Below are 24,925 nucleotides of genomic sequence, written 5' to 3'. Positions count from 1 at the left end.
CGTTATCCGTCAAGTCGCGATGCCCGGCCTTGTGCCGGGCATCAACGTCTTTACAAGGGTGTCCCGAATAATGACGTGGATGGCCGCGGCAGCCTGAGCAGCAGATCTGTTCTGCGCTCGTGCCCGGCCGCGCCGGATCTTGCTCTGATGACGACTCGCACCGCCACCCTTGTTGGACTGACCGCCATCCTGATGTGGTCGCTGCTCTCGGTCATGACGGTTGCGACCGGGCAAATTCCCGCATTCCAGCTCGCCGCCATGACCTTCGCAATCGGGGCGGTGGTGGCGTTCACAAGCTTCCTGTTTCGCACCTCCGCCTTCGCCGCCCTGAAGCAGCCGCCGGTTGCCTGGGCCGTCGGCGTCGGTGGACTGTTCGGCTATCACGCGCTGTATTTCCTGGCGCTGCGCTTCGCGCCGCCGGCGGAAGCGGGCCTGCTCAACTATCTGTGGCCGCTCCTGATCGTGTTGTTCTCTTCATTGCTGCCGGGCGAGCGGCTCGCTGTCCATCACATCGTCGGCGCGCTATTGGGCCTGGTCGGCACGGTGCTGCTGTTCGCCGGCAACACCGGCAGCTTCGCGCAGAGCCAGATTCCGGGTTTCGTGGCCGCGTTTGTCGCTGCCTTCGTCTGGGCGACCTACTCGGTGATGTCGCGCCGGCTCAAGGCGGTGCCGACAGATGCGGTGGCCGGCTTCTGCCTCGCCACCGCGGTGCTGGCGGCGCTCGTGCACCTGATGGTGGAGACCACGGTGTGGCCCGCGACGCCGCTGCAATGGCTCGCCGTGGTCGGGTTAGGCATCGGGCCGGTGGGAGCTGCGTTCTTCGTCTGGGACATCGGCATGAAGCGCGGCGACATCCGCGTGCTCGGCGCCGCATCCTACGCCACGCCGCTGCTGTCGACCGCCTTCCTGATCTTCGCGGGTTTCGCCAAGCCAAGCGCCAACATCGCCATCGCCGCGATCCTGATCGCCGGCGGCGGCCTGATCGCCGCCAAGGACATGGTGCTGAGAAAGAGAATGTAGGGAAGGGTAGGGTGGGCAAAGGAGCGGAGCGACGTGCCCACCATTCTTTACGTGCCCGTGATGGTGGGCACGCTTGCGCTTTGCCCACCCTACGAAGCTGTGCTGGAATTGATAGTGCGGAGAGAAGCAATGTAGGATGGGTAGAGCGCAGCGAAACCCATTATGTCTCGGCGTCTGACGCTCGATGGGTTTCGCTGCGCTCTACCCATCCTACGAGATGAGCTGTTACGACGTCGGCTCCCAGCCCTTCGGTGCCAGCTCGAAATTCGAGAACTCGAAGCCCGGCGCCACGGTGCAGCCGACCAGCGTCCAGTCGCCGGTGCTTTCCGCGGCCTGCCAGGCACCCGCCGGCACGATCGCTTGTGGCCGCTCGCCGTGCGCGACATCCGGGCCGAGCGTAACCGTGCGTCGGCCGCGGCCGTCATCTGCGATCTGCAGGATCAGCGGCGCCCCGGCGTAATAGTGCCAGACCTCGACCGCGTCGATGCGGTGCCAGTGCGAGCGCTCGCCGCGCGCGAGCAGGAAGTAGATCGCGGTCGAGCAGGCGCGCCCGCCGGCATCGCCGCGCTCGTCGCGAAACGTCTCGCGATAATGCCCGCCTTCCGGATGCGGCTTCAGCTCGAGCCGCGCGATGATCTCGGCAGCCGAGGGCTGTGACATCAGGACTTGTTCTTGCGTTCGCGGAGCTCGCCGAACACCTCGGCCGGATCGGCGCCTTTCATGTGCAGCTTCGCTGCAACCGAAGGCTCGTCGGCACGCAGGAACACGTTGGCCTTCTTCTCGTCGCCGAGCAGCACCGGGATCGTCGGCTGGTTCTCGGCGCGCAGCTTGGTGACCTCGGCGGCGCGGGCTTGGAGGGCCGGATTGTCCGGCTCCACCGTCAGCGCGAACTTGACGTTGGAGGCGGTGTATTCATGGCCGCAATAGAGCCGGAAGTCGTCCGGCAACGAGCGCAGCTTCAGCAGCGAATCCCACATCATGGGGTAGTTGCCTTCGAACACCCGGCCGCATCCGATCGAGAACAACGTGTCGGCGGCGAACACCGCCTTCTCGCCGTCGAACACGTAGGAGATGTGGTCGAGCGTGTGGCCGGGCGTCTCCACCACGCGAGCCAGCAGGCTGCCGACCTTGATCACGTCGGCGTTCGCGGCGCGCAGGTCAACATTGGCGATCTTTGCCGATTTGTCGTGCGGGGCGACGACCCGGCAGCCGTATTTCTGCTTCAGCTCGGCGACGCCGCCGACATGGTCGCCATGGTGATGGGTGATCAGGATGTCGGTCAGCGTCCAGCCTTCGCGCTCCAGCGCCTTGATGATGGGCGCGGCCTCCGGCGCGTCGATCGACGCCGTGGCCTTGGTCGCGGGATCGTGGATCAGGTAACCGAAATTGTCGGTCAGGCAGGTAAAGGTACGAATTTCTGCGGCCATGATATCTCCACGAAGTGCTGGGGCTTAGGCGCTAAGAGGCCAAATATAGGGGTGAAATATGGCGTTAACGCTCCGACGGCAACGCAATTTTCCGCGCGCCGCGGCCGCAAGCGGCATGTTAGGTTGGGCCCATGGACGTCATCGACCTCCGGGATTTCTATTCGCAGCGCCTCGGCATCGTGGCCCGGCAGCTCATCAACCGCGGAATCCGCGAGCGCTGGCCCAATGCGGAAGGACAGCGCGTGCTCGGGCTCGGCTATCCGACCCCCTATCTCGGCCTGTTTCGCGAGTCCTGCGAGCGCTGCATCGCCTTCATGCCGGCAGCCCAGGGTGTGCTGAAATGGCCGACCGGGCGGCCCGCGCTCGCCACCCTGATCGACGAATTCTCGATGCCGCTGCAGGATGCCGCAGTCGACCGCGTGCTGCTGGTGCATGCGCTGGAGATGTCGGACGATCCGGAGCGGCTGTTGCGCGAGGTCTGGCGAGTGCTGGCGCCGTCCGGGCGGCTGATCGCCGTGATCCCGAATCGCCGCGGCGTATGGACGCGCACCGACAACACGCCGTTCGGCCATGGCCGGCCGTATTCGCGCGCGCAGATCACGCAACTGCTGCGGCAGACCTGGTTCACGCCGACGGCATGGGGCGAGGCGCTGTTTATGCCGCCGGTTCAAGGCGGCTGGTTCCTGCGCTCGGCGACGGCATGGGAGCGCGTCGGCGCGGCGTTGTCGCTGCCCTTCGCCGGCGTGCATATCGTCGAGGCCAGCAAGCAGGTCTATCGCGCGATTCCCGCGCACCGCGAGCGGACGCGGCTGATCCCCTCGCTACAGCCGGTGCTGGTGCCATCATCGAGCGCGACCCGAGGCTGATCGAGGCGAATGCCGCTTCGCGCGAAGCAGCGCGTCAAAAGCTGGAATGCAGAGATTGGTTCTGACACGGTCAGAACTGAAAATGCTCGGGCAAGAGCAGGGGCGCAAAAGCAAAGGGCGGGCCGCCTTAAGCGTCGCCCGCCCTTTTCGCAAGATTGATCCGAAGCGTTACTCGTTGCCGGGATTGGCATCCTCGCTCGGCGCCGGCTGCGCGGCTATGTCGGGACGCGGACCGTGCGGCCGGCGGCGGCGGCGCGGGAAGCGTTCGCCACGCTCGCTGCGTTCCCCGCCGCCATTGCCTTCATAGGCGCCGTTGGCCGGCGGCTGCGGGCTTCCGGTGATGAATGAGGGCAAGCGATCAACGCCGCCGGGATCGGCCATCACGGGCTGCGACTGGTTCTGCGGCTGCGGCTGATATTCGCGCGGCTGCGGACGATGTTCGCGCGGCTGCTGCTGGTCGCGCTGGTAGGGTTGCTGGCCGTTGTCGCGCATATAGGGCTGCTGCGGCTGCGGCACGAACCCCGGCTCCTGGCCGAAGCTCGAATAGCCGTCGTCGTCGCCGTCGTCGGGCAGCGCGACTTCAGCGTCGGGACGCGGCTGCTGCTGATTCTGCCGGAATTGCTCCTGGGCGGCCGCGATGATCCGGTAATAGTGCTCGGCGTGCTGGTAGTAGTTCTCGGCGGCCACGGGATCACCCGAGGAGCGCGCATCGCGGGCAAGCTGGACATATTTCTCGGCCACGTGGGAGGCGGTGCCGCGGATCTTGATGTCGGGTCCGTTCGATTCGTACACCCGTGTCAGGGGATTCTGGCCGCGCCGGTTATTATTGTTGTTATTGTTGTTGTTCCGGTTGCGCATCCGCTTGTTATTCTGACCGTTTCTCATCTGTCGCCTTTTATTCCAGCCCTGAAGTTATTGCCGTGCATTGCTTCAATCGATTCGGCGCGCGCGCACGCGCACGGAATCGCACTACCGTTCGAAATTGGCTTCAATGTTGCCGACCATCGCGTGCAGCAAAGACGCGTTCCCCAACCGCCGACGACCTCGCCGGCGACCAAATCATTCCGCCCGTCGAGACAGGCTCAGCTCTCTTGCGTAAGTCTTCAAGCGCAATAGCAGGCTTTCGTTCGCTTGGCGGTCGAGAGCGGCACAGCCCCGGCTATTGCGCTCAATGTGACCTGCGTTCTTGGAACCTTTCAATCGGCGGATTCTCTTCGAGAACCCTGGACATCACCCGTAGGTCACGGGGCCAGCACCGATGTTGTGCCCGGAACGTAGTCGTTCCCGGGGGATATTCCAAGAGGTTTTTTCGCGTTCCAATGGGACTTTATCGGGGCAGCCGGCGGGCCGAAACCGCCCTTGGGATGCCCCCGAGATCGGCCCGGGGCGGCCCTGTTGGGGATAATCCCGATGCCGTCATCAGACCTTCAACATCGTCGCTCTGGCCGAGGCCGACTTCCACAACCAGAACGCCACCTGATGCCAGAAGACCCACGGATTGCGAAATCAGTGCGCGGTAGGCATCGAGTCCGTCCGCCCCGCCATCAAGCGCCGCATGCGGATCATGGTCGCGCACTTCGGTGGCGAGACCTGCGATGTCGGATGTGCGGATGTAGGGCGGGTTGGACACGATCAAGTCGAACGTGCCTGTGAGGCCACTGCCGTAGTTGCAAATAATCCAGCTTGCGCGATCCGCAAGTCCGAGCTCCGCGGCGTTCCGGCTCGCCGTCTGCAGCGCCTCAGTCGAGATGTCGGTTCCGAAGCCGCGTGCGTTTGGCAGCTCCGAGAGCAGCGCGAGCAGGATCGCGCCGGAACCGGTGCCGAGATCCGCAATCCGCAGCGCGCGGTCGGTCGCGCCGTCGGTGCGCAGCAGTTCGAGCGCGCGCTCGACCACGGTCTCGGTGTCGGGACGCGGCACCAGCGTCGCGGCGGAGAGATGCAGCGGCAGCCCCCAAAATTCCTTGGTGCCGAGAATACGCGCGACTGGTTCGCCGGCGAGGCGGCGTTGCACGAAGGCTTCGAGGCGACCCGATTCGCCTTCTGTGATCGCGCGGCCCGCTGCCGTGACGATACCGGTCAGATCGAGGCCGAGCGCGGCGCCGACCAGCAGGCGCGCCTCGAGTTCGGGCGTGTCGATGCCGGCGGCCCTGAGGCGCGCGGCAAGCATACGCCTGATGGTCTCGACGGTCCGGCCGCGATTGTCGGAAGGTTGGCTCATCGCGCGTTGTTAGCTGATGGCCGGTGCGGCGTCGATATCACTTGCGCGGCGCGCCGACGACGCGCACGGTCGGCCTTTGAATGTGATGATCCGGAAGCGACGCTCATGACGCCCTATGACGACCAGAACATCTTCGCCAAGATCCTTCGCGGCGAAATCCCGAGCTTCAAGGTCTATGAAACCGACCGGACCTTTGCCTTCCTCGACATCATGCCGCGCTCGCCTGGGCATACGCTGGTGCTTCCGAAAGCACGAGCGCGCGGAATTCTCGATGTGGCGGAAGATGACCTTGCCGAGGTCGCCCGGTCATCGAAGCGGATCGCGATCGCCGCGATGAAAGCCTTCCAGGCGGACGGCATCATCATCCAGCAATTCAGCGAACCCGCCAGCGGCCAGGTGGTGTTTCACCTGCATATGCACGTGATGCCGGTCAAGGATGGCGTGGCGCTGCTGCCGCCGCAGACCCGCAAGGAAGACATGGACGTGCTCGCCGATCATGCCCGGCGGATGATCGCAGCGCTCGGAAGCTGAGCTCGGCTGTATGGACTAAAGCGGGATGAGTTTTGGTTGAATCGGCTTGGCGCGGTCTCGGTTCACCTCTCCCCGTTGGGGAGAGGTCGGATTGCGCCTGGCGATGCGAAGCATCGTGCAGTGCAATCCGGGTGAGGGCTCTTGCTCCCTCGATAGACCGTAAGCCCTCACCCGATTTGCTGCGCAACTCGACCTCTCCCAAGGGCAGGGCAATCGCATATGAGATTCGAGTTGCGGCGGCATCGGTAGTCGGCTCCCTCTCCCGCTTGCGGGGGAGGGTTGGGGTGGGGGTTCTCTCCCCGAATCATCTCGTGGAAAGAGCCCCCACCCGCCGCGCGCTGCGCGCGCGTCGGCCTCCCCCGCAAGCGGGAGAGGCGAAGGGAGCCCGCGGACAACCTCCGCGGAAGTCATATGCGATTGCCCTGCTCCCAAGGGAGAGGTGAACTTTGGACGCCGTTCCAGCTCAACCTAACCTCATCAGGCTTTAAACCCCGAGATAGCGCTGCAGCACGTCGGGTTGTGCCTTGATCTCCTGCGCCGGCCCCTCGTGGACGATATGTCCATTGTTGATGATGTAGATGCGCTCAGCGAGTGCGAGCGTTGCGGCGAGGTTCTGCTCCACCAGCACGATGGTCTGCCCGGCCTCGGCAAGGTCGCGGCATGCCTTCATCAGGTCGCGCACGATGACCGGCGCCAGGCCTTCGAACGGCTCGTCGAGCAGGATGATCTTCGGATCGCGCACCAGCGCGCGCGCAATCGCCAGCATCTGCTGCTCGCCGCCCGACAGGTCGGTGCCGCGATTGCCCCGCCGCTCCCTGAGCCGCGGAAACATCTCGTAGATGCGATCGAGCGGCCAGCGCTGCGAGGCGGTCAGCCCGGCGATGACGAGATTCTCCTCGACGCTGAGGCTGCCGAAGATGCGGCGTTCTTCATGGACGAGCTGCATGCCGGCCTGCGCAATCCGGTGGCTCTTCCTGCCGGCGACCTCGGTGCCGTCGAACATCACCGAGCCGCTGCGCGGCGTCACCACGCCCATCAAGCTCTTCAGCGTCGTGCTCTTGCCGGCGCCGTTGCGGCCGAGCAGCGCCACCACCTCGTTGCGCTCGACGCGCAGCGAGACGTCGAACAGGATATGCGAATCCCCGTAATAGCTGTTCAGTCCGTTGACCTCGAGCAGGCTCATGCGGCGAGCTCTCCATGCACGCCGCCGAGATAGGCCTCCTGGACGGTCGAGTTGTTCTTGATCTCTTCGGGCGTCCCTTCGACCAGGACGCGGCCCTCCTGCAGCACGGTCACGCGTTCGGCGAGCTCGAACAGCGCGTCCATGTCGTGGTCGATGATGATCATCGTCCGGCCCTGGCTGATCGACTTCAAGAGCTTCACGGTCTCGACGCGCTCGCGCGGGCTCATGCCGGCCAGCGGTTCGTCGAGCAGCAGCAGGCTCGGCGAGGTCGCCAGCGCCAGTCCGATCTCGAGCCGCCGCTTTTCGCCATAGGCGAGCTCCGACACCGGTGTGTCCGGCCGCGCAGCGAGATTGACCAGCTCGAGCGTGTGCTGCACCTGCTCGGCCAGGCCGGGAATGCTGTCGACGCTGCGGAACATGTCGAGTCGGAACTTGCCGCGCAGTGCCGACAGCGCCGCGATCACCAGGTTCTCGCGCACGGTCAGCCCGGCGAACAATTGATTGACCTGGTAGCTCTTGGTCAGGCCGAGCTGGCAGACGTCAGTGACGTTCATTCCGGTGATGTCGCGGCCCTCAAACAGGATGGTGCCCGAGGTCGGATGAACCTCGCAGGTCAGCATCTTGAAGAAGGTCGACTTGCCGGCGCCGTTCGGGCCGATGATGCCGCGCAGCTCGCCATGGTTGACAGTGAAGTCGATGTTGCTGTTGGCGATCAGTCCGCCATAGCGCTTGGTCAGGCCCTTGGCCTGCAGGATCGGGCCGGAGGGATCGGCTGCGGCGCGCTGCCGGGCCGGCATCGGTGCGGCGGCGATCTGCCGGGCGGGGCTGACTTCCTGCGGCTCGCTTTCATCCGGCGCCGTCTTGCGGCGTTGTCCGGTCAGGAGCTGGTAGAGATCCACGAGGCCGCCGACGATGCCGCGGCGCAGGAAGCAGACCAGCAGCACGAAGACGATGCCGAGCACGAGCTTCCAGGCGGCGCCGAGCCCGAGTGCGGCCTGCAGGAAATCCTGCAGCGACAGCCAGACGGCCGCGCCGACCAGCGGTCCGAACAGCGTGCCGCGACCGCCGATCGCCGTCTGCATCACGAGCTGGCCCGAGGTATCGAAAGTGAAGGCGTCGGGCGGCATGAAGGCCTGCAGCACGCCGAGCAGGCCGCCGGCAAATCCGGCATAGGCGGCGGCGATCACGAAGGCGGTCAGCTTGTAGCCGTGAATGTTGTGGCCGACCGCTGTCGCCCGCAACGGGTTGTCTCGGATGGCGCTGAAGATGGCGCCGACCGGCGAGCGCACGATGCGCAGCGCGATCACGACGCCGATGAAATAGCACAGCGCCAGGAACTGGTAGAGCGACCAGCCGGTGGTGAAGTGCAGCGTAGTGAAGCCGAGATTGAAGCTCGGGGTCGGCACGCCCGGCAATCCATTCTCACCGCCGGTGAAGTCCGACAGCGGATTGAATTCGACGAAGAAGAACACCTCCGCGATCGCGACGGTGATCATGGCGAAATAGATGCCGGTGCGGCGCAACGCGATCAGGCCGATCAGATAGCCGGTGGCGGCAGCCGCGATCATGCCGATGATCAGCGCCAGCACGACGTTCGGGAAGCCGGCCTGGGTCAACAGATACGCCGCGACGAAGCCGCCGGTGCCGTAGAATGCCGATTGGCCGAACGACAGCAGGCCGGTGAAGCCGAACAGGATGTCGAAGCCGAGGCCGAACAGGCCCCAGACCAGGATCCGGTTCACGGTGTTGGGCGCAAATCCCAGCAGCGGTAGCAGGAAAGGCGCGGCGATCAGGCCGATGGCCGTCAGGGTCTCGATCAGGAAGGGGCGCTGTTTCAGCATTGTTGATCCGTCGTCATTCGCGGCCCTGCGTGCCGAGCAGGCCGTGCGGTCGCAGCACGAGCACGAGCGTCATCGCCGCGAACAGCATGACGTAGGCGTAACCGGGGTTGAACATCGAGGTGATGCTGATGATCTCGCCGGCGATCAGGCCGCCGAGGATCGCGCCGGGAAACGAGCCGACGCCGCCGATCACCACCACCACGAAGGTTTCCACCAAAATGTCGTCGCCGACGCCCGGCGTGAGCGAGACCACCGGCGCATTGATGATGCCGGCAAAGCCCGCGGCCATCGCGCCGATGCCGAACACGATCATGAAGACGCGATAGACATTGATGCCGAGCGAATCGACCATCACCGAATCCTCGATGCCGGCGCGCACGATCATCCCGAGCCGCGTGCGGTAGAGGACCAGGAACAGCCCGCCGAGCGCCACCGCGACGATGCCGACGACGGCGAGGCGATAGGTGGGGTAGAACAGGAAGCCGAGCGAGGTGATGCCTTGCAGCGCCGCCGGCGGCGGCACCACCTGCGACTGGCTGGTGAAGATCAGCCGCACGATCTCGACGAAGCAGATGCCGAGGCCGAACGTGACCAGAAGCTGGTCTTCATGCGGACGGTGATAGAAGTGGCGGATGATGACGCGCTCCATCACCACGCCGAGCAGCATCACGAACAGCGATCCCGCGACGACCGCGAGCACGAACGAGCCCGTGTAGGTATAGGCCACATACCCGGCGTAACCGCCGATCATGAACATCGCGCCGTGCGCGAGATTGAGCACCCCGAGGGTGCCGTAGATGATGGTCAGTCCGGAGCTGATCAGCGCCAGCAGCGCGCCGAGCGCGAGGCCGTTGAACAGTTGCGAGACGAAATTCGGCCAATTGATCATGGCGACACTTCACATGGCCTGCTCGATGGATGTGTGCCGTCGCAAGCATTCCGACACAAAACGGCGCCGCGGGCGAGTAACTCCGCCCACGGCGCCCTGGTTCCCACGCTCAATCAGGTATAGTCGCCGAGATGGCAGCCGAATGCGTCCGGCTTCTGCATCAACTCGTCGCCGGGGACGATCTCGATGACCTCGTAGTAGTCCTCCTTGTTCTTCATGTCCTTTTCCATCTTGCCCCGGACGATGATGACCGGGCGGACGCACTGATGATCTTCCGGGCGATAATGGACGTCGCCGACCAGCGACGGGAGGGTCTCGCCCTTCTCATAGGCCTTGATCACGTCGGGCGGATAGAAGCTGCCGGCCTCCTCGACCATGCGGGCCCAGTGCGCGAAGCTGACATAGGCGTTCTCCGCGCCCCATTCCGGCTTGTAGCCGTACTTCTTGTCGAAGGCGTCGTTGAACATCTTGGCCAGCGGATATTTGTCTTCGATCGTCCACCAGTAGTCGGTCGCGGCATAGACGCCCTGCATCAGGCCGCCGGTCTCGCGGGCGATGAACGGCACCTGGTAGGGCACCACGAGCTTCATCTTGTCGAGCACGCCGAACTGCTTGGCCTGCTGCGTCGACAGCACGGCGTCATGGCCCCAGTTGACGTTGATCAGCACGTCCGCGCCGGAGTTCGCGACGTTGAGCAGATATGACGAGTAGTCGGGCGCGCCGAGCGGCGACACCTGGTTGGTGGTGGTGGTCCAGCCCGCCTGGGCGAGGTGGTCCTGCATCGACTTGGTGACGGTGTGGCCGTAGGTATAGTCCGGCGTCAGGTAGGCGGCCTTCTTGTTCTTGCCGAACTGCTTGATCAGCACCGGCGCGATCGCGGCCGCGGCGGTCTGACCGAAGAAATTCTGGCGGAAGCCGTAACGCACGCAATCCTTGCCGGTGGTGTCGTTCGAGCCGGAGATGCCGCAGACGAAGATCACCTTCTCGCGCTGCGCCAGCTTGTTGAGCGCCACCGCAACCGCGCTGGAGGTGCCGCCGGTGATCATCACCGCCTTGTTCTCGGTGATGAAGCGCTGCTGCGCCTGCACGGCTTCATTCGGTTTCGCCGCGGAATCGGCCACGCCGAACTTCAATTCCTTGCCGAGCACACCCTTGGTGGTCTTCGGCGAGATCTTCTTGATCAGCTCGTGCCCGCTGTTGATGTGCTCGATCGCGAGCTGATAGCCCTTGAGCTCGTCCTCGCCCTGAACCGCGTAGGTGCCGGTGCGCGGCACCGAGATTCCGATGAAGACCGAAGAACCGGATGAGCCGGCGGGATAGGTCCCGATCGCCGGGTGATCCTCGGCCAATGCCGGTGCGCTAAGAGAAGCCGGAAGCACCGTGCCGCCGATCAAGCCCGCGCCGGCTTGCAGCAGGGTACGACGCGATACGTTCAGTCCTCTGCCCGGCCGAAACTCCTTGGTGCTCATCGTTCAATATCCTCCAAACACATGATTATCGGCGCGCATAATCACCCGTCGCCGGATCAGGTGACCCGCGGCGAGATGCGCCGGCTGCGCTTGCGCAGCCCGTCTAGCCTAGCATTGTCCTCCAGCATATTTAGTCAATGTCACTTTCGTCGAACTATGTCGGTCCACGATATATCGAGCATTTACCAATCAGCGTCCGGTCCTGTAATGAGGAGGCATGAACGAAGAAACTTCGGATCGGAGGGAAGGTCCAGACGGCGGCGGTGCGGCAGGCCCGAGCACTGCGTCGGAGCCGTGCGGTTTGAGTGTCCGCGCGCTCAACGTTTTGAAGGAATTGGCAGTTGAACTCACCGGCGACGTGCCGCCGAAGGCGGGTTGGGAGCCGCCGCACGATCTGCTCCGCGGACTGACGGCCCGGCATCTTGCGACCGCGCGCAATTGCGGGCCGCAAACGACGCGCGAGATCGTCGATTGGGCTGAGGCGCGCGGCATCTCGATTCCATTGCCGCATCACGCCGGCAAGTCGCTGTCGGAAGTGTGGGGCGACCTGATCGAGCGGGCATCGGCTGGACGTCTGACCCGGAGTGAGATCACCGAGGCGCTGGAGAAATCGATCCGTCGCAGGAGCCCGCGCATTCCGGTCGCGTTCCAGATCGTGCTGCTGAAGATCCTGAGCTCGAGCTACGATCAGTGGCCATCGCCTTGATGGCGGGGGCCGGCGGCTAAGTCGTTGAAAATGTAAAGCTGCGACAGCGCGCGGGATGGTTTGTTCCGCTTCGGCTTGCTAGCGTCATCCCGTTACCGCCATCGCGGCGGTCCGAGCCAGCACAGGGATGACTGAATGCCTCCAACAAAGCAGCGACGCGCACCATCCGACACCACCAAGCGCGGCGCGGCGGCCGGAACGGTCGATTACGACGCACTGGCGAGGTTCCGATACCGGCTACGGTCGTTTCTGGCGTTCAGTGAGAATGCGGCGCGCAAGGCCGGGCTGACCCCGCAGCAACATCAGGCGCTGCTTGGCATCAAGGGCTTTGTCCATCCCGGCCCCGCGACCGTCGGCGATATCGCGCGGTTCCTCATGATTCGGCACCACTCCGCCGTCGAGCTGATGAATCGCATGGCGAAGCTCGGGCTGATCAGCAGGGTTGCCGATCCCGTGGACGCCAGGCGCGTCCAACTCAAGCTGACGAAGAAAGGCGAGCAGAAGCTGCAGGCGCTCTCGAAGAAGAATGTCGAGGAGCTTCGGCGTGCCGCGAGCCCGGCGCTGCACCGCTTGCTGAAGTCATCGCCACCGCCCAGCGAGCCGTGAACGGCGCCGCATTCGGCCGGCCGGCGGGCGCCAAAAGCGAGATTAGGTTGAGCTGGAGCGGCGGCGGTGCTTCACCTCTCCCTTGGGAGAGGCATAGGCCGCCTTCGGCGGCCGTCCTTAAGAGAACGCCGAAGCGCTGCTTCGGCTATGGCGAAGCGCCGGGTGAGGGATTACGGTCTCTCGTTAGCGCCGCGGCCCCTCACCCGATTTGCTTCCGCAAATCGACCTCTCCCCGCTGGGGAGAGGTGAACCGAACGCTTGGCTAAACCGATTCGATCTAAATTTATCGCGCTTTAGTTACGCAGTCGCGCCCTGTGCCGCGAGCTGCGCGGCCTGGTGCTCCGTCGTCAGTGCGTCGATCAGTTCGCCGAGCGCCTCGCCGGAGATGACCTGCGGCAGCTTGTAGAGCGTCAGATTGATGCGGTGGTCGGTGACCCGGCCCTGCGGAAAGTTATAGGTGCGGATGCGCTCAGAGCGGTCGCCGGAGCCGACCTTCTCCTTGCGGTCGGCCGAGCGCGCGGCCTCGACACGCTGGCGCTCGGCATCATAGATGCGCGAGCGCAGGATGTTCATCGCCGAGGCCCGGTTTTTGTGCTGCGAGCGGCTGTCCTGCATCATCACCACGATGCCGGTCGGGATGTGGGTGATGCGGATCGCCGATTCGGTCTTGTTGACGTGCTGGCCGCCCGCGCCCTGCGCGCGCATGGTCTCGATCCGCAGATCCTCGTTCTTGATGTCGACGTCGACGTCCTCGACCTCGGGCAATACGGCAACGGTGGCGGCCGAGGTGTGGATGCGGCCCTGCGTCTCGGTGTCGGGCACGCGCTGCACGCGATGCACGCCGGACTCGAATTTGAGCTTGGCGAAGGCACCGCGGCCCTGCACTTCGGCGATGATTTCCTTGTAGCCGCCGACGGTGCCTTCGCTCGCCGAGATCACCTCGACCTTCCAGCCCTGCAAGGCCGCGAAGCGCTCGTACATCCGGAACAGGTCGCCGGCGAACAGCGAGGCCTCGTCGCCGCCGGTGCCGGCGCGGATTTCCAGCATCACGTTGCGGTCATCCATGGCGTCCTTGGGCAGCAACGCGATGCGGATCTTCTGCTCGAGCTCGCCGATGCGGGCCTGCAGCGTTTCCAGCTCGGCTTCCGCCATGCTGCGCATCTCGGGATCAACGGTGGCATCCGCCAGCAGCGCCTCGGCGCCGGCAAGCTCGGTGCGCGCATTGCGGTAGGCCTTCACCGCATCGATCAGCGGATTGAGCTCGGACAATTCGCGCGTGATCGCGACGTAGCGATCCGAGTTCACCTGGCCCAACAACTCGGCCTCGAGCGAGGCGTGGTGGGCGAGCAGGATGTCGAGTTTGGCTTCGGGTAGCATGGGCGGTTCTCGGAAATTGCTGATGACGGGAGCTGGGTGCAGACGACGGCAGCGTCGCTACAAGGCCAGCCCCTCGGCTTCGGCAAACTTCGTCAGCGCCTCGCGGATCGATACGCTGCCGGACGGCGCATCGAGCAGCGGATTGATCATCGCCTCGGCCTTTTGGGCGTCGAGGTCGAGGATCATCGCCTTCACCGGGCCGTGCGCAGTTGCAGACAATGAAAGAGAACGGTAGCCAAGCGCGATCAGCGCCAGCGCGCCGATCGGCTTCGACGCCATCTCGCCGCACAGCGAGGCGGCTTTCCTCGTCGCCTTGGCCTTGCGCACGATGTCGCGCAGCGCGCGCAGGATCGGCGCCGACAGGATGTCGAAGCGCTCCGAAACCTTGGCGTTGCCGCGGTCGACCGCGAACAGGAACTGGAACAGATCGTTCGATCCGACCGAGACGAAATCGACCCGCTTCAGCAGCTCGTCGAGCTGATAGAGCAGGGCCGGCACCTCCACCATGGTGCCGACATCGATGCGCTCGGGCAACGAGTGGCCGTGCTGGCGCAGATAGGTCAGCTCGCGCTCGACGATCGCCTTGGCCTGGTCGAACTCGGCGACGTCGGAGATCATCGGGAACATGATCTTCAGCGCGCGGCCGCCGCCGGCGCGCAGCAGCGCGCGAATCTGGCCGCGCAGCAGGCCCGGCCGGTCGAGGCCGAGCCGGATCGCACGCCAGCCGAGCGCGGGATTTTCCTCGATCACCGTCTCCATATAGGGCAGCGCCTTGTCGCCGCCGATGTCGAGCGTGCGGAAGGTGACGGGCTTTGCGCCTGCGGCATCGAGCACGGTGCGGTAGAGCGCGAGCTGGTCGGTCGAGCGCGGCAGGGTCGGGCTCACCATGAACTGCAGTTCGGTGCGGAACAGCCCGATGCCGGCGCTGCCGGTGTCGTCGATATGCGGCAGGTCGATGGTCAGGCCGGCATTGATCAGAAGCTCGATCCTCTGGCCGTCCCTGGTCACGCAGGGCTTGTCGCGCAGCGCCGAATATTGCGCCTGCCGCCGCGCGCGGAAACGCACGCGTTCGGCGTAAGCGGATTCGATCTCGGTCGAGGGGCGGACATAGATCTCGCCCGAGATGCCGTCGACAATGATGGCGTCGCCCGGATCGGCGATGCCGGGTGCGTTCGGCACCTCGCCGACCGCGGGGATGCCGAGCGCACGCGCCACGATCGAGACATGGGAATTCGCGGTGCCCTCTTCCAGCACGAGGCCGCGCAGCCGCTTGCGGTCATAGTCGAGCAGTGCGGCGGGGCCCATCGCGCGCGCGATCAGGATGGCATTGTCGGGGAGCTGCTCGCGCGACGGCGCGTGATCCTGCCCGACCAATTGCCGCATCAGGCGGTGGCCGAGATCCTCGAGGTCGTGCAGGCGGTCGCGCAAATATGGATCGGTCGAGCGCAGCATGCGCGCGCGGGTATCCGACTGGACGCGCTCGACGGCGGCCTCCGCGGTCAGGCCGGTGGCCACCGCTTCATGCAGCTTGTGCGACCAGCCCTGATCGTTGGCGAACATGCGGTAGGCTTCCAGCACCTCGCGATGCTCGCCGCCTTCGGCGACGTCGCCGCGCTCCAGCAGGTGGTCGAGATCGGTGCGCAGCTTGGCCAGCGCCGCGTCGAGCCGCTTGATCTCCTTCGGCAGGTCCTCGGCAATGTAATTCGTGATGACGACGCGCGGCTCGTGCAGCACTACATGGCCGAGCGCGATGCCGTCGGAGAGCACCGCGCCGGTCTTGTGGAGCGAGTGCCGCGCCGCCGGTTCAAGGCCAGGCTGCGCGAGCGAGGCGAGCTCGCCGGAGGCGATCATCTCCGCGAGCACCATGGCGGTGGTCTGCAGCGCCTCGACCTCTTCCTCGACATAGGTACGTTTGGCGCGATTCTGCACCACCAGCACGCCGAGCGTGTTGCCGGCGCGCAGGATCGGCACGCCGAGGAACGAGTGGTAGATCTCTTCGCCGGTCTCCGGGCGGTAGGAGAAGGCGGGATGGCTCTGCGCGTCGGAGAGGTTCAGCGGCGTCGCTTCGCTGGCAACGAGACCGACCAGGCCCTCATGGGCGCTGAGCACGGTGCGGTGCACGGCGTCGCGATTCAGACCTTCGGTGGCATAGAGCTCGAGCGTGTTGTCGACGCGCAGCACGTAGCAGGAGCAGACCTCGGCCACCATGTTGGCCGCGATCAGCACCACGATCTTGTCGAGGCGTTCCTGTGCGGAGACTTGCTCCGCCATGGTTTCGCGGAGCCGTCTCAACAGGACGCGGGGACCTCCCGACGCGCTCCGCATATGCTTCAAGCCCTCCCCACGAAGCCAGCGAGCGGGATCGCCGGCCGCTGGCGCAAAATTCGTCAAAACCAACAATTTTATTCATTCGGCGTCGCCGCAAGCGCCGGCTCCCGCCGAATCGGGATAGCCAAAACTGTGGCACAGTTTGCGGCAGCCCACCTGACTGGCCGTATAGCCAATCGAGGCTTGCTTTGCCAAGCAAAACGCCTGCCAGTAGCAAATAACGTCTGCGTCAGCCCAATGCTGCGACCGCTAAGAGAAATTCTAACTCCGAGATGCGGCGCGGGAAGCACGGCTAGTGCTCCGTGTCGTCGTTCCGGGGCGTCGCGAAGCGGCAAACCCGGAACCTCGGGATTCCGGGTTCGATGCTAGCGCATCGCCCCGGAACGACAGCGAAGAGCCCGCCTGTTACCTGGCGCGCCGGTCGCGCCTACGCCTGATCGAGCCCGTACAGCGTGTGCAGGGTGCGCACCGCGAGTTCGGTGTAGGCGGCGTCGATCAGCACCGAGAACTTGATCTCGGATGTGGTGATGGCGCGGATGTTGATGTTGCGGTCGGCGAGCGCCTTGAAGGCCTTCGCCGCGACACCGGCATGGCTGCGCATGCCGCTCCCGATGACCGAGACCTTGGCGACGTCGGTTTCGGCGTCGAGACGCGCGTAGCCGATCTTCGCCTTGGCTGCGGTAATGGTATCCCTGGCGCGATTGTAGTCGACGGCCGGAACGGTGAAGGTGAGATCGGTGGTCTTGCCGTCCTCCGACACGTTCTGCACGATCATGTCGACGTTGATGTTGGCATCCGCGAGCGGCCCGAAGATCGCAGCCGCCACTCCGGGCTTGTCCTCGACCTGGCGCACGGAAATCTGGGCTTCGTCCTTCGTGAAGGCGATGCCGGTGACGACGTGCATTTCCATGATTTCCTCCTCGCTGCAGATCAGCGTGCCCGGCGGCTGGTTGGCGTAGGGGTCGATATCCTCGGGTTTGTCGAAGCTGGAGCGGACGAAGATCGGCATGTTGTGCACCATGCCGAGTTCCACCGAGCGGACCTGCAGCACCTTGGCGCCCTGCGAGGCCAGTTCCAGCATGTCCTCGAATGCGATCCGGTCGAGCCGGCGCGCCTTCGGCACCACTCGCGGATCGGTGGTGTAGACGCCGTCGACATCGGTGTAGATATCGCAGCGGTCGGCACGCAGCGCGGCCGCGATCGCCACCGCCGAGGTGTCCGAGCCGCCGCGGCCCAGCGTGGTGATGCGGCCGGTCTGCTCGTTGATGCCCTGGAAGCCGGCGATCACGGCGACCTCCTTGCGCTCCTTGAAGCGGCTGATGATCTCGCTGCCGTTGATATCGACGATGCGGGCCGATGCGTGCGCGTCCGAGGTCTTGATCGGGATCTGCCAGCCCTGCCAGGAGCGCGCCTGGATGCCGAGGCCCTGCAGCACGATCGCAAGCAGCCCGGAGGTGACCTGTTCGCCCGAGGCGACCACCGCGTCATATTCGCGCGCATCGTGCATCGGGGAGGCGTCGCTGCACCAGGCGACCAGCTCGTTGGTCTTGCCGGACATCGCCGAGACGACGACGGCGACCTCATGGCCTGCGTCGACCTCGCGCTTCACGTGCAGCGCGACGTTGCGGATTCGATCGATGTTGGCGACGGACGTACCGCCGAATTTCATCACGAGGCGGCCCATGACGACGCGTCTATTCCTTTAAGAGGATAAGTGGGGTAACCCGCGCCCAAAACCGCAAGCGCGGGGACCGAAAGGCGCGTATACATACCGACGCGCCCGGGGGCAAGCCGGTTCCTGGGGCTGGTTCGGCTGGTTGCGGGCGGGTAGTGGCGCAGGGGTGACTCGAAGGCGGATCGGATGGGACGTTACATCGACCAAATCCTGCAGCCGGGCGAAAAGGTGCTGTATTCGACCAATGCGCACTGGATCTTTTATTGGCCGGCCATCGTCGCCTGGATCGTGGCACTCGTGCTTGCGATCCTGTCGCGCATGACAACCGTGGACGGTCTGGTCATGCTGTGCCTGGCGGCGGCAGCCGTGGTTGCCGTCGCGGCGCTGTACTGGACCGCCGCGGCCTGGTTCCACCGCTGGACCACGGAAACCGATGTCACCAATTTCCGCGTCGTGCACAAAACCGGCTTCATCAAGCGCCGCACGTTCGAGATGAGCCTCGACAAGGTCGAGAGCGTCGACGTCAACCAGAGCATCCTGGGACGGATCCTCAACTATGGCGACGTGACCATCCGCGGCGTCGGCGAGGGCGTCGAGACCATCAAGACCATCGCCTCGCCGCTGGCGTTCCGCAGTTCGATCACCGCGCGATAGGGGCGCGCAACCATGGCCATGCAGACAAGTCTTTCCTCATCCGCCGCCAGCTCGGTCGATCCGGCCGAGATCGCGAAATTCTCGAAGCTGTCGGACGAATGGTGGGATCCGCACGGCAAGATGGCGCCGCTGCACAAGATCAATCCGCTGCGCCTGGCCTATATCCGCGACGCGGCGTGCCGCAAGTTCGAGCGCAACGTCAAAAGCCTGAGCTGCTTGTCGGGGTTGCGCTTGCTCGATATCGGCTGCGGCGCCGGGCTGTTGTGCGAGCCGTTCACGCGGCTCGGCGCGCAGGTGATCGGCATCGATCCCTCCGCCACCAACATATCAGCGGCGAAGCTGCATGCCGACAAGGGACATCTGTCGATCGATTACCGCTGCACCACCGTGGAGGAGATGGACGCGCGCGAGCGCTTCGACATCGTGCTGGCGATGGAGGTGATCGAGCATGTCACCGATGTCGGCGCCTTCCTGAAGCGTTGCACCGCGATGCTGAAGCCCGGCGGGCTGATGGTGGTCTCGACGCTCAACCGCAACTGGAAGAGCTTCGCGCTCGCGATCGTCGGCGCCGAATACGTGCTGCGCTGGCTGCCGCGCGGCACCCACGATTGGAGCAAGTTCGTCACCCCCGCCGAGCTCGAGCGCTATCTCGGCGACAACGGCCTCACCGTCACCGAGCAGGCCGGCGTGGTCTACAATCCGCTCGCCGACAAATGGAGCATCTCGTCCGACATGGACGTGAACTACATGGTGGTGGCGGAGGAAGTGTGAGGCTGGCTCTCCAGCCTAGGCCGCACAACCGGTGTCGTCCCTGCTTCCGCAGCGGCGACGCGGAGTTTGTGGCGCGACTGGTGGAGATGTGAGACGGTGTTGCCATTCGGTCGGTGTCGTCCCTGCGAAAGCAGGGATCCATAGCCACCGGCTCGACTGGTCGGACGAAGTCAGCGGTGCCATCGCTCGCGACCTCGTTTTGAAACAGACGATCGTATAGGTCGCGTCCGCCCATCGCACCCCAAACTGCACCCTGTGGTTATGGGCCCCTGCTTCCGCAGGGGCGACGCGGAGTTTGTGACGCAACTGGCGGAGATGTGAGACGGTATCGCCATTCGGCCGGTGTCGTCCCTGCGAAAGCAGGGACCCATAGCCACCGGCCTATATTGTTGGGCGAGGTCTTCGTTCCGAGCAATGTATTACGTCTACATCCTCGCAAGCCGGCGCTATGGCACGCTGTATATCGGCGTAACGAATTCGGTTCAGAAACGGCTTGAGCAGCACAAGGCAGGCATAGGCTCGTCGTTCGTCAAGAGGTATGGCGTCTATCGCCTGGTACGCGTGGAAACATATCAGCGCGCGGAGGAGGCTATCACGCGCGAGAAGCAGCTCAAAAAATGGAAGCGCGACTGGAAGATCGAGCTGATCGAGCGCGACAATCCGGAGTGGCGGGATCTGAGTGATCTGCTTGTCTGACTGGTGTGCCCCAAACTGCACCCTGTGGTTATGGGCCCCTGCTTCCGCAGGGGCGACGCGGAGCTTGTGGAGCGACTGGTGAAGATGTGAGACGGTATCGCCATTCGGCCGGTGTCGTCCCTGCGAAAGCAGGGACCCATAGCCACCGGCCCAACTGATCGGACGAGGTCAGCGGTCCCGTCAGTCGCGACCTCGTTTTGAAGCAGACGATCGTATGGATCGCGTCCTCCCGTCGTGGCCCCAAACTACGCCCTGTGGTTATGGGCCCCTGCTTTCGCAGGGGCGACGCGGAGTTTGTGGCGTAACTGGCGGAGATGTGAGACGGTATCGCCATTCGGCCGGTGTCGTCCCTGCGAAAGCAGGGACCCATAGCCACCGGCCCAACTGGTCGGACGAGGTCAGCGTTCCCATCACTCGCAACCTCGTTTTGAAGCTGACGATCGTATAGGTCGCGTCCGCCCATCGCACCCCAAACTGCACCCTGTGGTTATGGGTCCCTGCTTTCGCAGGAACGACATCGAATTTGTGGCGCCACCGCAATCCAGTCATGCACGGACTCGGTTTGACCGCGTCAGCCGCAATCGGCACGGTGTGCGCACAGTCTCACTGGCTCGATCCTCTCATCGCGCATGTTCACGATCACCTCGCTCTGGATTCCCTTCACCATCGTTGCCGCGTTCGGGCAGGTGGCGCGCAATGCGATGCAGCGGCACTTGACGGGGCCGCTCGGGACTTGGGGCGCGACCAACATCCGTTTCCTGTTCGGGCTGCCGTTTTCGGTGGTGTTCTTCGCGCTCGCCGCCGTCGCGACCGGTGATCGCGTGCCGTGGCCGGCGCCGCCGTTCTGGCCGTGGCTGGTGCTCGGCGCGCTGAGCCAGATCGTCGGCACCGGCTTCATGCTGCTGGCGATGAACGACCGCTCCTTCGTGGTGACCACGGCCTACATGAAGACCGAGGCGATCCAGACTGCGATCTTCGGTTTCATCTTCCTCGGTGACCAGCTCACGGCGGCCAAGGTGATCGCGATCGTGATCGCGACCATCGGCGTCGTCATCACCGCGCTGCGGCCCGGCGGCCAGAAGAGCTTTGCCAATCTGCGCCCGACCGTGCTCGGCCTCGGCGCGGCGGCCGTGTTTGCGATCTCGGCGGTGAGCTTCCGCGGCGCGATCATCACGGTATCAGGCGTCTCCTTCGTGACGGCGGCGTCCTATACGCTGATGTGGAGCCTGTTCGTCCAGACACTGATCCTGTCGGTCTATCTGCTGCTGCGTGCTCCGGACGTGCTTAGGAAAATCCTCGGCCTGTGGCGGCCCTCGATGTTCGCGGGCTTCATGGGCGCGTTCTCCTCGCAATTCTGGTTCCTGGCCTTCGCGCTCACGGCCGCCGCCAATGTGCGCACGCTGGCCTTGATCGAGGTGCTGTTCGCGCAGGGCGTGGCGTATGTTTCGCTCAAGCAGCCGTTCTCGCTGCGCGAGCTCGCCGGCATCGTCCTGATCGTGATCGGGGTTGCGATGCTGGTTGCCGCTTAGAGCATGATGGGATTAGCTTGATCTGAAACAGCGGCGGAGGTCACCTCTCCCTTGGGAGAGGTCGATTTGCGCAGCAAATCGGGTGAGGGGTTACGGTCTATCGAGAGCGCAAGGGCCCTCACCCGGATTGCATCTGACGATGCAATCCGACCTCTCCCCGTCGGGGAGAGGTGGACAGAAGTCGCCGCGAGTCGATTCAATCCGATCTCATCGCGCTTTAGAGGCGCGGTTCTGAAATCAACCCTTTGTCGCGATCAGCACGGCTCCGGCCGAGATCAGCGCAATGCCGATCCAGCCATAGAGCGAGGGGCGTTCGCCGAGGAAGACGACGCCGAACAGCGCCACCAGCACCACGCTCAGCTTGTCGATCGGCGCGACCAGCGTCGCGGGGCCGAGCTTGAGCGCGCGGAAATAGCACAGCCACGATGCCCCGGTGCCGAGCCCGGAGAGCAGCAGGAACAGCCAGCTCTTGCCCGAGATCGGTCCGGGATGAGTGAATTGCCCGGTCGCGAACAGGATCGCCGACAACGTGACCAGCACGATCACGGTGCGGATCAGGGTGGCGAGATCGGAGTTGATGCCCTCGACGCCGACCTTGGCGAAGATCGCGGTCAGCGCGGCGAACACCGCCGAGAGGAACGCCCAGACCTGCCAGGTTGATGTCAATTCCTGTCTTCCGGCAGCGTCGGCAGCGGGGAGACCTCGACGCCCTCGTCGATCAGCGCGCGCGCCTCCTCGGGCGATGCCTCGCCATAGATCGGCCGATGCTCGATATCGCCGTAGTGCATCTTGCGCGCCTCGTTGGGGAAGCGGTCGCCGACATTGTCGGCATTGTTCACGATGTGGTCGCGCAATTCTTTCAGCTTGGCGCGCAGCTCGCGCTCATGCGCCATCATCAGCGACGTCGATGTGGTGGCCGCCGTCTCCGCCGGCGCCGAAGCCTCGGCAGGTGCGGGGGCGGCGGTCTCGCGGCCCTTCTTGCTGATGATCTGCGGCGCCATGATCGCGCGCTCGACCTTGGCCGAGCCGCAAGACGGGCAGTTGATCAGGTGCCGCCGCTCCTGCGATTCATACGCTGACGAACTGTGAAACCAGCTCTCGAACTCGTGGCCACGCTCGCAGCGCAGGTTGTAGCGGATCATGCCGAGCCCCGGACGAGGTGCAGATGCTCCGGACCGGCCTTGGGGTCGGCGATGCCGAAGCGCCGGCCGTGCTGCAACGACGGAATGTTCTTGCGTGCCGTCTCCACCTTGGCCGGATCGATGGTGGCGAGGAATACGCCCGGCTCGACGCCGCCCTCGGCGAGGATCTCGCCCCAGGGATCGATGATCAACGAATGCCCGAAGGTCTCGCGCTTGTTCTCGTGCAGGCCGGCCTGGGCGGCTGCGAACACGAAGCAGCCGGTCTCGATGGCGCGTGCGCGCAGCAGGGTGTGCCAGTGCGCTTCGCCGGTCTTGCGGGTGAAGGCGGAGGGCACGGTGAGGAACGAGGCGCCGGCTTCGGCCAGCGCGCGATACAGCGCCGGGAAGCGCACGTCGTAGCAGATCGTCAGCCCGATCCGGCCCCACGGCAGGTCCGAGATCACGGCGGTCTCGCCCGGCTGGTAGTTGGCCGATTCGCGATAGCTCTCGCCGCCGGGCAGATCGATATCGAACATATGGATCTTGTCGTAGCTCGCGAGCACATTGCCCTCGGGCCCGATCAGGAACGAGCGGTTCACCGCCTTCTCGGGCGAGTAGCGCAGCGCCAGCGAACCGATATGCAGATGGATCTTCAGCTCGGCGGCGAGCGCGCGATAGGCCTGCAGCGACTTGTCGTCTTCTTCGCTCGCCAAATGCTCGAACAGCGCCTTGCGGTTGAGCTGCATCATGTTGCTGACTTCGGGCGTCAGCACATAATCGGCGCCCTGTGCCGCGGCCTCGCGGATCAGCCGGGTGCCCTGCTCGAGGCTCGGCTCCGGCAACAGGCCGGTGCGCATCTGCACCATCGCGGCGGTGAAAATGTTGTCCGTGCTCATCAGGCGCCACCTCCGTTGGCCAACAGGCCGTCGAGCCTGCCCTCGCGGTCGAGCGCATAAAGTTCGTCGCAGCCGCCGACATGGGTCTTGCCGATGAAGATCTGCGGAAAGGTCGAACCTGCGCCGGCACGGCCGTACATCTCGTCGCGGTAGGCCGGGTTGCTGGCGATGTTGAATTCGGTGAAGGCGGCGTTCTTGCGCGTCAAAAGCGATTTGGCCGCGGTGCAGTAACCGCAGCCCGGGCGGGTGTAGATTTCAATGGCAGCGGTCATGGTGCGCTCGGTTGCAACAGAATGTGAGATTATATGGGAGCGCGGTGGCTATCGACAACCCGGGCGAATACCAGCACGTCGACCTGCGCGGCTTTGGCGCGCAGCAGAGCCCGCGCGCAGGCCGTTACCGTGGCACCGGAAGTCAGGACGTCGTCGATCAGGATGACGCGGCGGCCCTGAATGTCAGCCTTGCGCTCGTCGGCCACCTTGAATGCGCCCTGCACATTGCTGGCGCGCTGTGCGCGCGACAGCCCGATCTGCTGCTCGGTGGCGCGGACGCGCCGCAGTGCCGCGGAGGCCATCGCGACGCCGCTGTGGCGCGAGATCACCTTGGCCAGCGCGGCGGACTGGTTATAGCGCCGGCTCCACCCGCGTTGCCAGTGCAGGGGAACCGGAACCAGCACGTCGGCATCACCCAGCAATTCCTTGCCCGCCCGCGCCATCCAGCGGCCCATGGTGGGGGCCAGATCGGTGCGGTCCTGGTATTTCAGTGCGTGCACCAGCGTGCGCGCGACGTCGTCATAGCGCACCGCGGCGCGCGCTCTGCCGTAGGCCGGCGGATTGGCGATCGCCTCCATCGACAGCAGCTCGGGCCCGGGATCGTAGACGAAGGGAATGCCGAGCCGCGGGCAGTAGGGCGGCGCGATGAACGACAATTTGGCCCAGCATCCCGCGCATACGCCCTCGCCGGCGACCGGCTCGCGGCATGACACGCAGAGCGTCGGCAGCGCGATGTCGAGCACCAGCCGCGCCGTCTGCGCGCAGGCGCCGCCGACAGCGCCGAGCGCGCTGCGCAGATGGGCTGCAATGGAGCGTGATGGTGATGCCGCGGCGTCCATGGGGCGGAGGC

At 64.9% G+C, this 24,925-nt stretch carries 25 protein-coding genes; 9 read left to right on the top strand and 16 right to left on the bottom strand.

The window, feature by feature from the left end:
- The first annotated feature begins 147 nt into the window (after positions 1-147).
- Positions 148-1,020, top strand: a complete 873-nt coding sequence (locus P6U30_RS36435; protein WP_407167464.1) for a DMT family transporter — start codon at positions 148-150, stop codon at positions 1,018-1,020.
- 225 nt (positions 1,021-1,245) lie between these two features.
- Here the strand turns inward: P6U30_RS36435 and P6U30_RS36430 are convergent, their stop codons facing one another.
- Positions 1,246-1,680 (bottom strand): cupin domain-containing protein, encoded by a 435-nt coding sequence (locus P6U30_RS36430; protein WP_407167463.1) that lies wholly within the window; start codon positions 1,678-1,680, stop codon positions 1,246-1,248.
- Positions 1,680-2,447, bottom strand: coding sequence for a hydroxyacylglutathione hydrolase (gloB, locus tag P6U30_RS36425; protein ID WP_407167462.1), 768 nt, complete (start codon positions 2,445-2,447; stop codon positions 1,680-1,682). Before gloB ends, P6U30_RS36430 begins: the two co-directional genes overlap by 1 nt.
- 131 nt (positions 2,448-2,578) lie before the next feature.
- Here gloB and P6U30_RS36420 point away from each other — a divergent pair, with 131 nt between their 5' ends.
- A complete protein-coding gene (locus P6U30_RS36420) occupies positions 2,579-3,313 on the top strand; it encodes a methyltransferase domain-containing protein (RefSeq protein ID WP_407149276.1) in 735 nt (244 codons plus the stop codon).
- A 168-nt stretch (positions 3,314-3,481) separates the two neighbouring features.
- On the opposite strand, the gene P6U30_RS36415 is transcribed toward P6U30_RS36420, so the two are convergent.
- Together P6U30_RS36415 and prmC are read right to left on the bottom strand one after the other, a co-directional pair.
- Positions 3,482-4,198 (bottom strand): DUF4167 domain-containing protein, encoded by a 717-nt coding sequence (locus tag P6U30_RS36415; protein ID WP_407167461.1) that lies wholly within the window; start codon positions 4,196-4,198, stop codon positions 3,482-3,484.
- Positions 4,199-4,640: 442 nt separating this feature from the next.
- The gene (prmC, locus tag P6U30_RS36410; protein WP_407167460.1) at positions 4,641-5,531 is read right to left on the bottom strand and encodes a peptide chain release factor N(5)-glutamine methyltransferase; all 891 of its coding nucleotides are present in this window, start codon (positions 5,529-5,531) and stop codon (positions 4,641-4,643) included.
- A gap of 105 nt (positions 5,532-5,636) precedes the next feature.
- Here prmC and P6U30_RS36405 point away from each other — a divergent pair, with 105 nt between their 5' ends.
- Positions 5,637-6,062, top strand: coding sequence for an HIT family protein (locus tag P6U30_RS36405; RefSeq protein WP_407167459.1), 426 nt, complete (start codon positions 5,637-5,639; stop codon positions 6,060-6,062).
- A 484-nt stretch (positions 6,063-6,546) separates the two neighbouring features.
- On the opposite strand, the gene P6U30_RS36400 is transcribed toward P6U30_RS36405, so the two are convergent.
- From P6U30_RS36400 to P6U30_RS36385, 4 genes are all read right to left on the bottom strand, one after another.
- On the bottom strand, positions 6,547-7,245 hold the full coding sequence (locus P6U30_RS36400; RefSeq protein WP_407149272.1) for an ABC transporter ATP-binding protein: 699 nt from the start codon (positions 7,243-7,245) through the stop codon (positions 6,547-6,549).
- Complete coding sequence (locus P6U30_RS36395; RefSeq protein WP_407167458.1) at positions 7,242-9,086, bottom strand: ABC transporter permease subunit; 1,845 nt, start codon at positions 9,084-9,086, stop codon at positions 7,242-7,244. The genes P6U30_RS36400 and P6U30_RS36395 overlap by 4 nt, the downstream gene beginning before the upstream one ends.
- Before the next feature lie 13 nt (positions 9,087-9,099).
- Positions 9,100-9,975 carry a branched-chain amino acid ABC transporter permease gene (locus P6U30_RS36390; protein WP_407149270.1) on the bottom strand — a complete coding sequence of 292 codons (876 nt, stop codon included), beginning with the start codon at positions 9,973-9,975 and terminating at the stop codon, positions 9,100-9,102.
- A 113-nt stretch (positions 9,976-10,088) separates the two neighbouring features.
- Positions 10,089-11,444, bottom strand: coding sequence for a substrate-binding protein (locus P6U30_RS36385; protein ID WP_407167457.1), 1,356 nt, complete (start codon positions 11,442-11,444; stop codon positions 10,089-10,091).
- Between the two features lie 301 nt (positions 11,445-11,745).
- Here P6U30_RS36385 and P6U30_RS36380 point away from each other — a divergent pair, with 301 nt between their 5' ends.
- Together P6U30_RS36380 and P6U30_RS36375 are read left to right on the top strand one after the other, a co-directional pair.
- Positions 11,746-12,150 carry a hypothetical protein gene (locus P6U30_RS36380; RefSeq protein WP_407167456.1) on the top strand — a complete coding sequence of 135 codons (405 nt, stop codon included), beginning with the start codon at positions 11,746-11,748 and terminating at the stop codon, positions 12,148-12,150.
- A 135-nt stretch (positions 12,151-12,285) separates the two neighbouring features.
- The gene (locus P6U30_RS36375) at positions 12,286-12,756 is read left to right on the top strand and encodes a MarR family winged helix-turn-helix transcriptional regulator (RefSeq protein WP_407167455.1); all 471 of its coding nucleotides are present in this window, start codon (positions 12,286-12,288) and stop codon (positions 12,754-12,756) included.
- Between the two features lie 297 nt (positions 12,757-13,053).
- Here the strand turns inward: P6U30_RS36375 and prfA are convergent, their stop codons facing one another.
- The 3 genes from prfA to P6U30_RS36360 form a co-directional block, all read right to left on the bottom strand.
- Complete coding sequence (prfA, locus tag P6U30_RS36370) at positions 13,054-14,133, bottom strand: peptide chain release factor 1 (RefSeq protein WP_407167454.1); 1,080 nt, start codon at positions 14,131-14,133, stop codon at positions 13,054-13,056.
- Between the two features lie 57 nt (positions 14,134-14,190).
- The gene (gene ptsP, locus P6U30_RS36365; protein WP_407167453.1) at positions 14,191-16,458 is read right to left on the bottom strand and encodes a phosphoenolpyruvate--protein phosphotransferase; all 2,268 of its coding nucleotides are present in this window, start codon (positions 16,456-16,458) and stop codon (positions 14,191-14,193) included.
- Between the two features lie 430 nt (positions 16,459-16,888).
- Complete coding sequence (locus tag P6U30_RS36360; RefSeq protein WP_407149264.1) at positions 16,889-18,145, bottom strand: aspartate kinase; 1,257 nt, start codon at positions 18,143-18,145, stop codon at positions 16,889-16,891.
- A 177-nt stretch (positions 18,146-18,322) separates the two neighbouring features.
- Here P6U30_RS36360 and P6U30_RS36355 point away from each other — a divergent pair, with 177 nt between their 5' ends.
- The 4 genes from P6U30_RS36355 (at position 18,323) to P6U30_RS36340 (ending at position 21,786) form a co-directional block, all read left to right on the top strand.
- On the top strand, positions 18,323-18,790 hold the full coding sequence (locus P6U30_RS36355) for a PH domain-containing protein (RefSeq protein ID WP_407167452.1): 468 nt from the start codon (positions 18,323-18,325) through the stop codon (positions 18,788-18,790).
- 12 nt (positions 18,791-18,802) lie between these two features.
- The gene (gene ubiG, locus P6U30_RS36350; RefSeq protein WP_407167451.1) at positions 18,803-19,561 is read left to right on the top strand and encodes a bifunctional 2-polyprenyl-6-hydroxyphenol methylase/3-demethylubiquinol 3-O-methyltransferase UbiG; all 759 of its coding nucleotides are present in this window, start codon (positions 18,803-18,805) and stop codon (positions 19,559-19,561) included.
- A gap of 414 nt (positions 19,562-19,975) precedes the next feature.
- Positions 19,976-20,257, top strand: coding sequence for a GIY-YIG nuclease family protein (locus P6U30_RS36345; RefSeq protein ID WP_407167450.1), 282 nt, complete (start codon positions 19,976-19,978; stop codon positions 20,255-20,257).
- Between the two features lie 629 nt (positions 20,258-20,886).
- Positions 20,887-21,786, top strand: coding sequence for an EamA family transporter (locus tag P6U30_RS36340; protein ID WP_407167449.1), 900 nt, complete (start codon positions 20,887-20,889; stop codon positions 21,784-21,786).
- Positions 21,787-22,023: 237 nt separating this feature from the next.
- On the opposite strand, the gene P6U30_RS36335 is transcribed toward P6U30_RS36340, so the two are convergent.
- From P6U30_RS36335 to P6U30_RS36315, 5 genes are read right to left on the bottom strand one after another with little or no spacing between them, the layout of a single operon-like run.
- Positions 22,024-22,452, bottom strand: a complete 429-nt coding sequence (locus P6U30_RS36335) for an EamA family transporter (protein WP_407167448.1) — start codon at positions 22,450-22,452, stop codon at positions 22,024-22,026.
- A complete protein-coding gene (locus tag P6U30_RS36330) occupies positions 22,449-22,928 on the bottom strand; it encodes a DUF1178 family protein (protein ID WP_407167447.1) in 480 nt (159 codons plus the stop codon). The genes P6U30_RS36335 and P6U30_RS36330 overlap by 4 nt, the downstream gene beginning before the upstream one ends.
- Positions 22,925-23,803, bottom strand: a complete 879-nt coding sequence (locus P6U30_RS36325) for a carbon-nitrogen hydrolase family protein (protein WP_407149257.1) — start codon at positions 23,801-23,803, stop codon at positions 22,925-22,927. The genes P6U30_RS36330 and P6U30_RS36325 overlap by 4 nt, the downstream gene beginning before the upstream one ends.
- The gene (grxC, locus tag P6U30_RS36320) at positions 23,803-24,075 is read right to left on the bottom strand and encodes a glutaredoxin 3 (RefSeq protein ID WP_407167446.1); all 273 of its coding nucleotides are present in this window, start codon (positions 24,073-24,075) and stop codon (positions 23,803-23,805) included. The genes P6U30_RS36325 and grxC overlap by 1 nt, the downstream gene beginning before the upstream one ends.
- A 29-nt stretch (positions 24,076-24,104) precedes the next feature.
- The gene (locus P6U30_RS36315) at positions 24,105-24,914 is read right to left on the bottom strand and encodes a ComF family protein (RefSeq protein ID WP_407167445.1); all 810 of its coding nucleotides are present in this window, start codon (positions 24,912-24,914) and stop codon (positions 24,105-24,107) included.
- Positions 24,915-24,925 lie beyond the last annotated feature (11 nt).

The organism is Bradyrhizobium sp. ORS 111, from assembly GCF_045571485.1.
GTDB lineage: Bacteria > Pseudomonadota > Alphaproteobacteria > Rhizobiales > Xanthobacteraceae > Bradyrhizobium.
This window is presented reverse-complemented; position numbering and strand designations above follow the sequence as displayed.

What these genes read in the sequence shown, in the direction of transcription:
- P6U30_RS36435 (WP_407167464.1), top strand. Translation starts at nt 148, where the DNA reads ATGACGACTCGCACCGCCACCCTTGTTGGACTGACCGCCATCCTGATG.
- P6U30_RS36430 (WP_407167463.1), bottom strand. Translation starts at nt 1,680, where the DNA reads ATGTCACAGCCCTCGGCTGCCGAGATCATCGCGCGGCTCGAGCTGAAG.
- gloB (WP_407167462.1), bottom strand. Translation starts at nt 2,447, where the DNA reads ATGGCCGCAGAAATTCGTACCTTTACCTGCCTGACCGACAATTTCGGT.
- P6U30_RS36420 (WP_407149276.1), top strand. Translation starts at nt 2,579, where the DNA reads ATGGACGTCATCGACCTCCGGGATTTCTATTCGCAGCGCCTCGGCATC.
- P6U30_RS36415 (WP_407167461.1), bottom strand. Translation starts at nt 4,198, where the DNA reads ATGAGAAACGGTCAGAATAACAAGCGGATGCGCAACCGGAACAACAAC.
- prmC (WP_407167460.1), bottom strand. Translation starts at nt 5,531, where the DNA reads ATGAGCCAACCTTCCGACAATCGCGGCCGGACCGTCGAGACCATCAGG.
- P6U30_RS36405 (WP_407167459.1), top strand. Translation starts at nt 5,637, where the DNA reads ATGACGCCCTATGACGACCAGAACATCTTCGCCAAGATCCTTCGCGGC.
- P6U30_RS36400 (WP_407149272.1), bottom strand. Translation starts at nt 7,245, where the DNA reads ATGAGCCTGCTCGAGGTCAACGGACTGAACAGCTATTACGGGGATTCG.
- P6U30_RS36395 (WP_407167458.1), bottom strand. Translation starts at nt 9,086, where the DNA reads ATGCTGAAACAGCGCCCCTTCCTGATCGAGACCCTGACGGCCATCGGC.
- P6U30_RS36390 (WP_407149270.1), bottom strand. Translation starts at nt 9,975, where the DNA reads ATGATCAATTGGCCGAATTTCGTCTCGCAACTGTTCAACGGCCTCGCG.
- P6U30_RS36385 (WP_407167457.1), bottom strand. Translation starts at nt 11,444, where the DNA reads ATGAGCACCAAGGAGTTTCGGCCGGGCAGAGGACTGAACGTATCGCGT.
- P6U30_RS36375 (WP_407167455.1), top strand. Translation starts at nt 12,286, where the DNA reads ATGCCTCCAACAAAGCAGCGACGCGCACCATCCGACACCACCAAGCGC.
- prfA (WP_407167454.1), bottom strand. Translation starts at nt 14,133, where the DNA reads ATGCTACCCGAAGCCAAACTCGACATCCTGCTCGCCCACCACGCCTCG.
- ptsP (WP_407167453.1), bottom strand. Translation starts at nt 16,458, where the DNA reads ATGCGGAGCGCGTCGGGAGGTCCCCGCGTCCTGTTGAGACGGCTCCGC.
- P6U30_RS36360 (WP_407149264.1), bottom strand. Translation starts at nt 18,145, where the DNA reads ATGGGCCGCCTCGTGATGAAATTCGGCGGTACGTCCGTCGCCAACATC.
- P6U30_RS36355 (WP_407167452.1), top strand. Translation starts at nt 18,323, where the DNA reads ATGGGACGTTACATCGACCAAATCCTGCAGCCGGGCGAAAAGGTGCTG.
- ubiG (WP_407167451.1), top strand. Translation starts at nt 18,803, where the DNA reads ATGGCCATGCAGACAAGTCTTTCCTCATCCGCCGCCAGCTCGGTCGAT.
- P6U30_RS36345 (WP_407167450.1), top strand. Translation starts at nt 19,976, where the DNA reads ATGTATTACGTCTACATCCTCGCAAGCCGGCGCTATGGCACGCTGTAT.
- P6U30_RS36340 (WP_407167449.1), top strand. Translation starts at nt 20,887, where the DNA reads ATGTTCACGATCACCTCGCTCTGGATTCCCTTCACCATCGTTGCCGCG.
- P6U30_RS36330 (WP_407167447.1), bottom strand. Translation starts at nt 22,928, where the DNA reads ATGATCCGCTACAACCTGCGCTGCGAGCGTGGCCACGAGTTCGAGAGC.
- P6U30_RS36325 (WP_407149257.1), bottom strand. Translation starts at nt 23,803, where the DNA reads ATGAGCACGGACAACATTTTCACCGCCGCGATGGTGCAGATGCGCACC.
- grxC (WP_407167446.1), bottom strand. Translation starts at nt 24,075, where the DNA reads ATGACCGCTGCCATTGAAATCTACACCCGCCCGGGCTGCGGTTACTGC.
- P6U30_RS36315 (WP_407167445.1), bottom strand. Translation starts at nt 24,914, where the DNA reads ATGGACGCCGCGGCATCACCATCACGCTCCATTGCAGCCCATCTGCGC.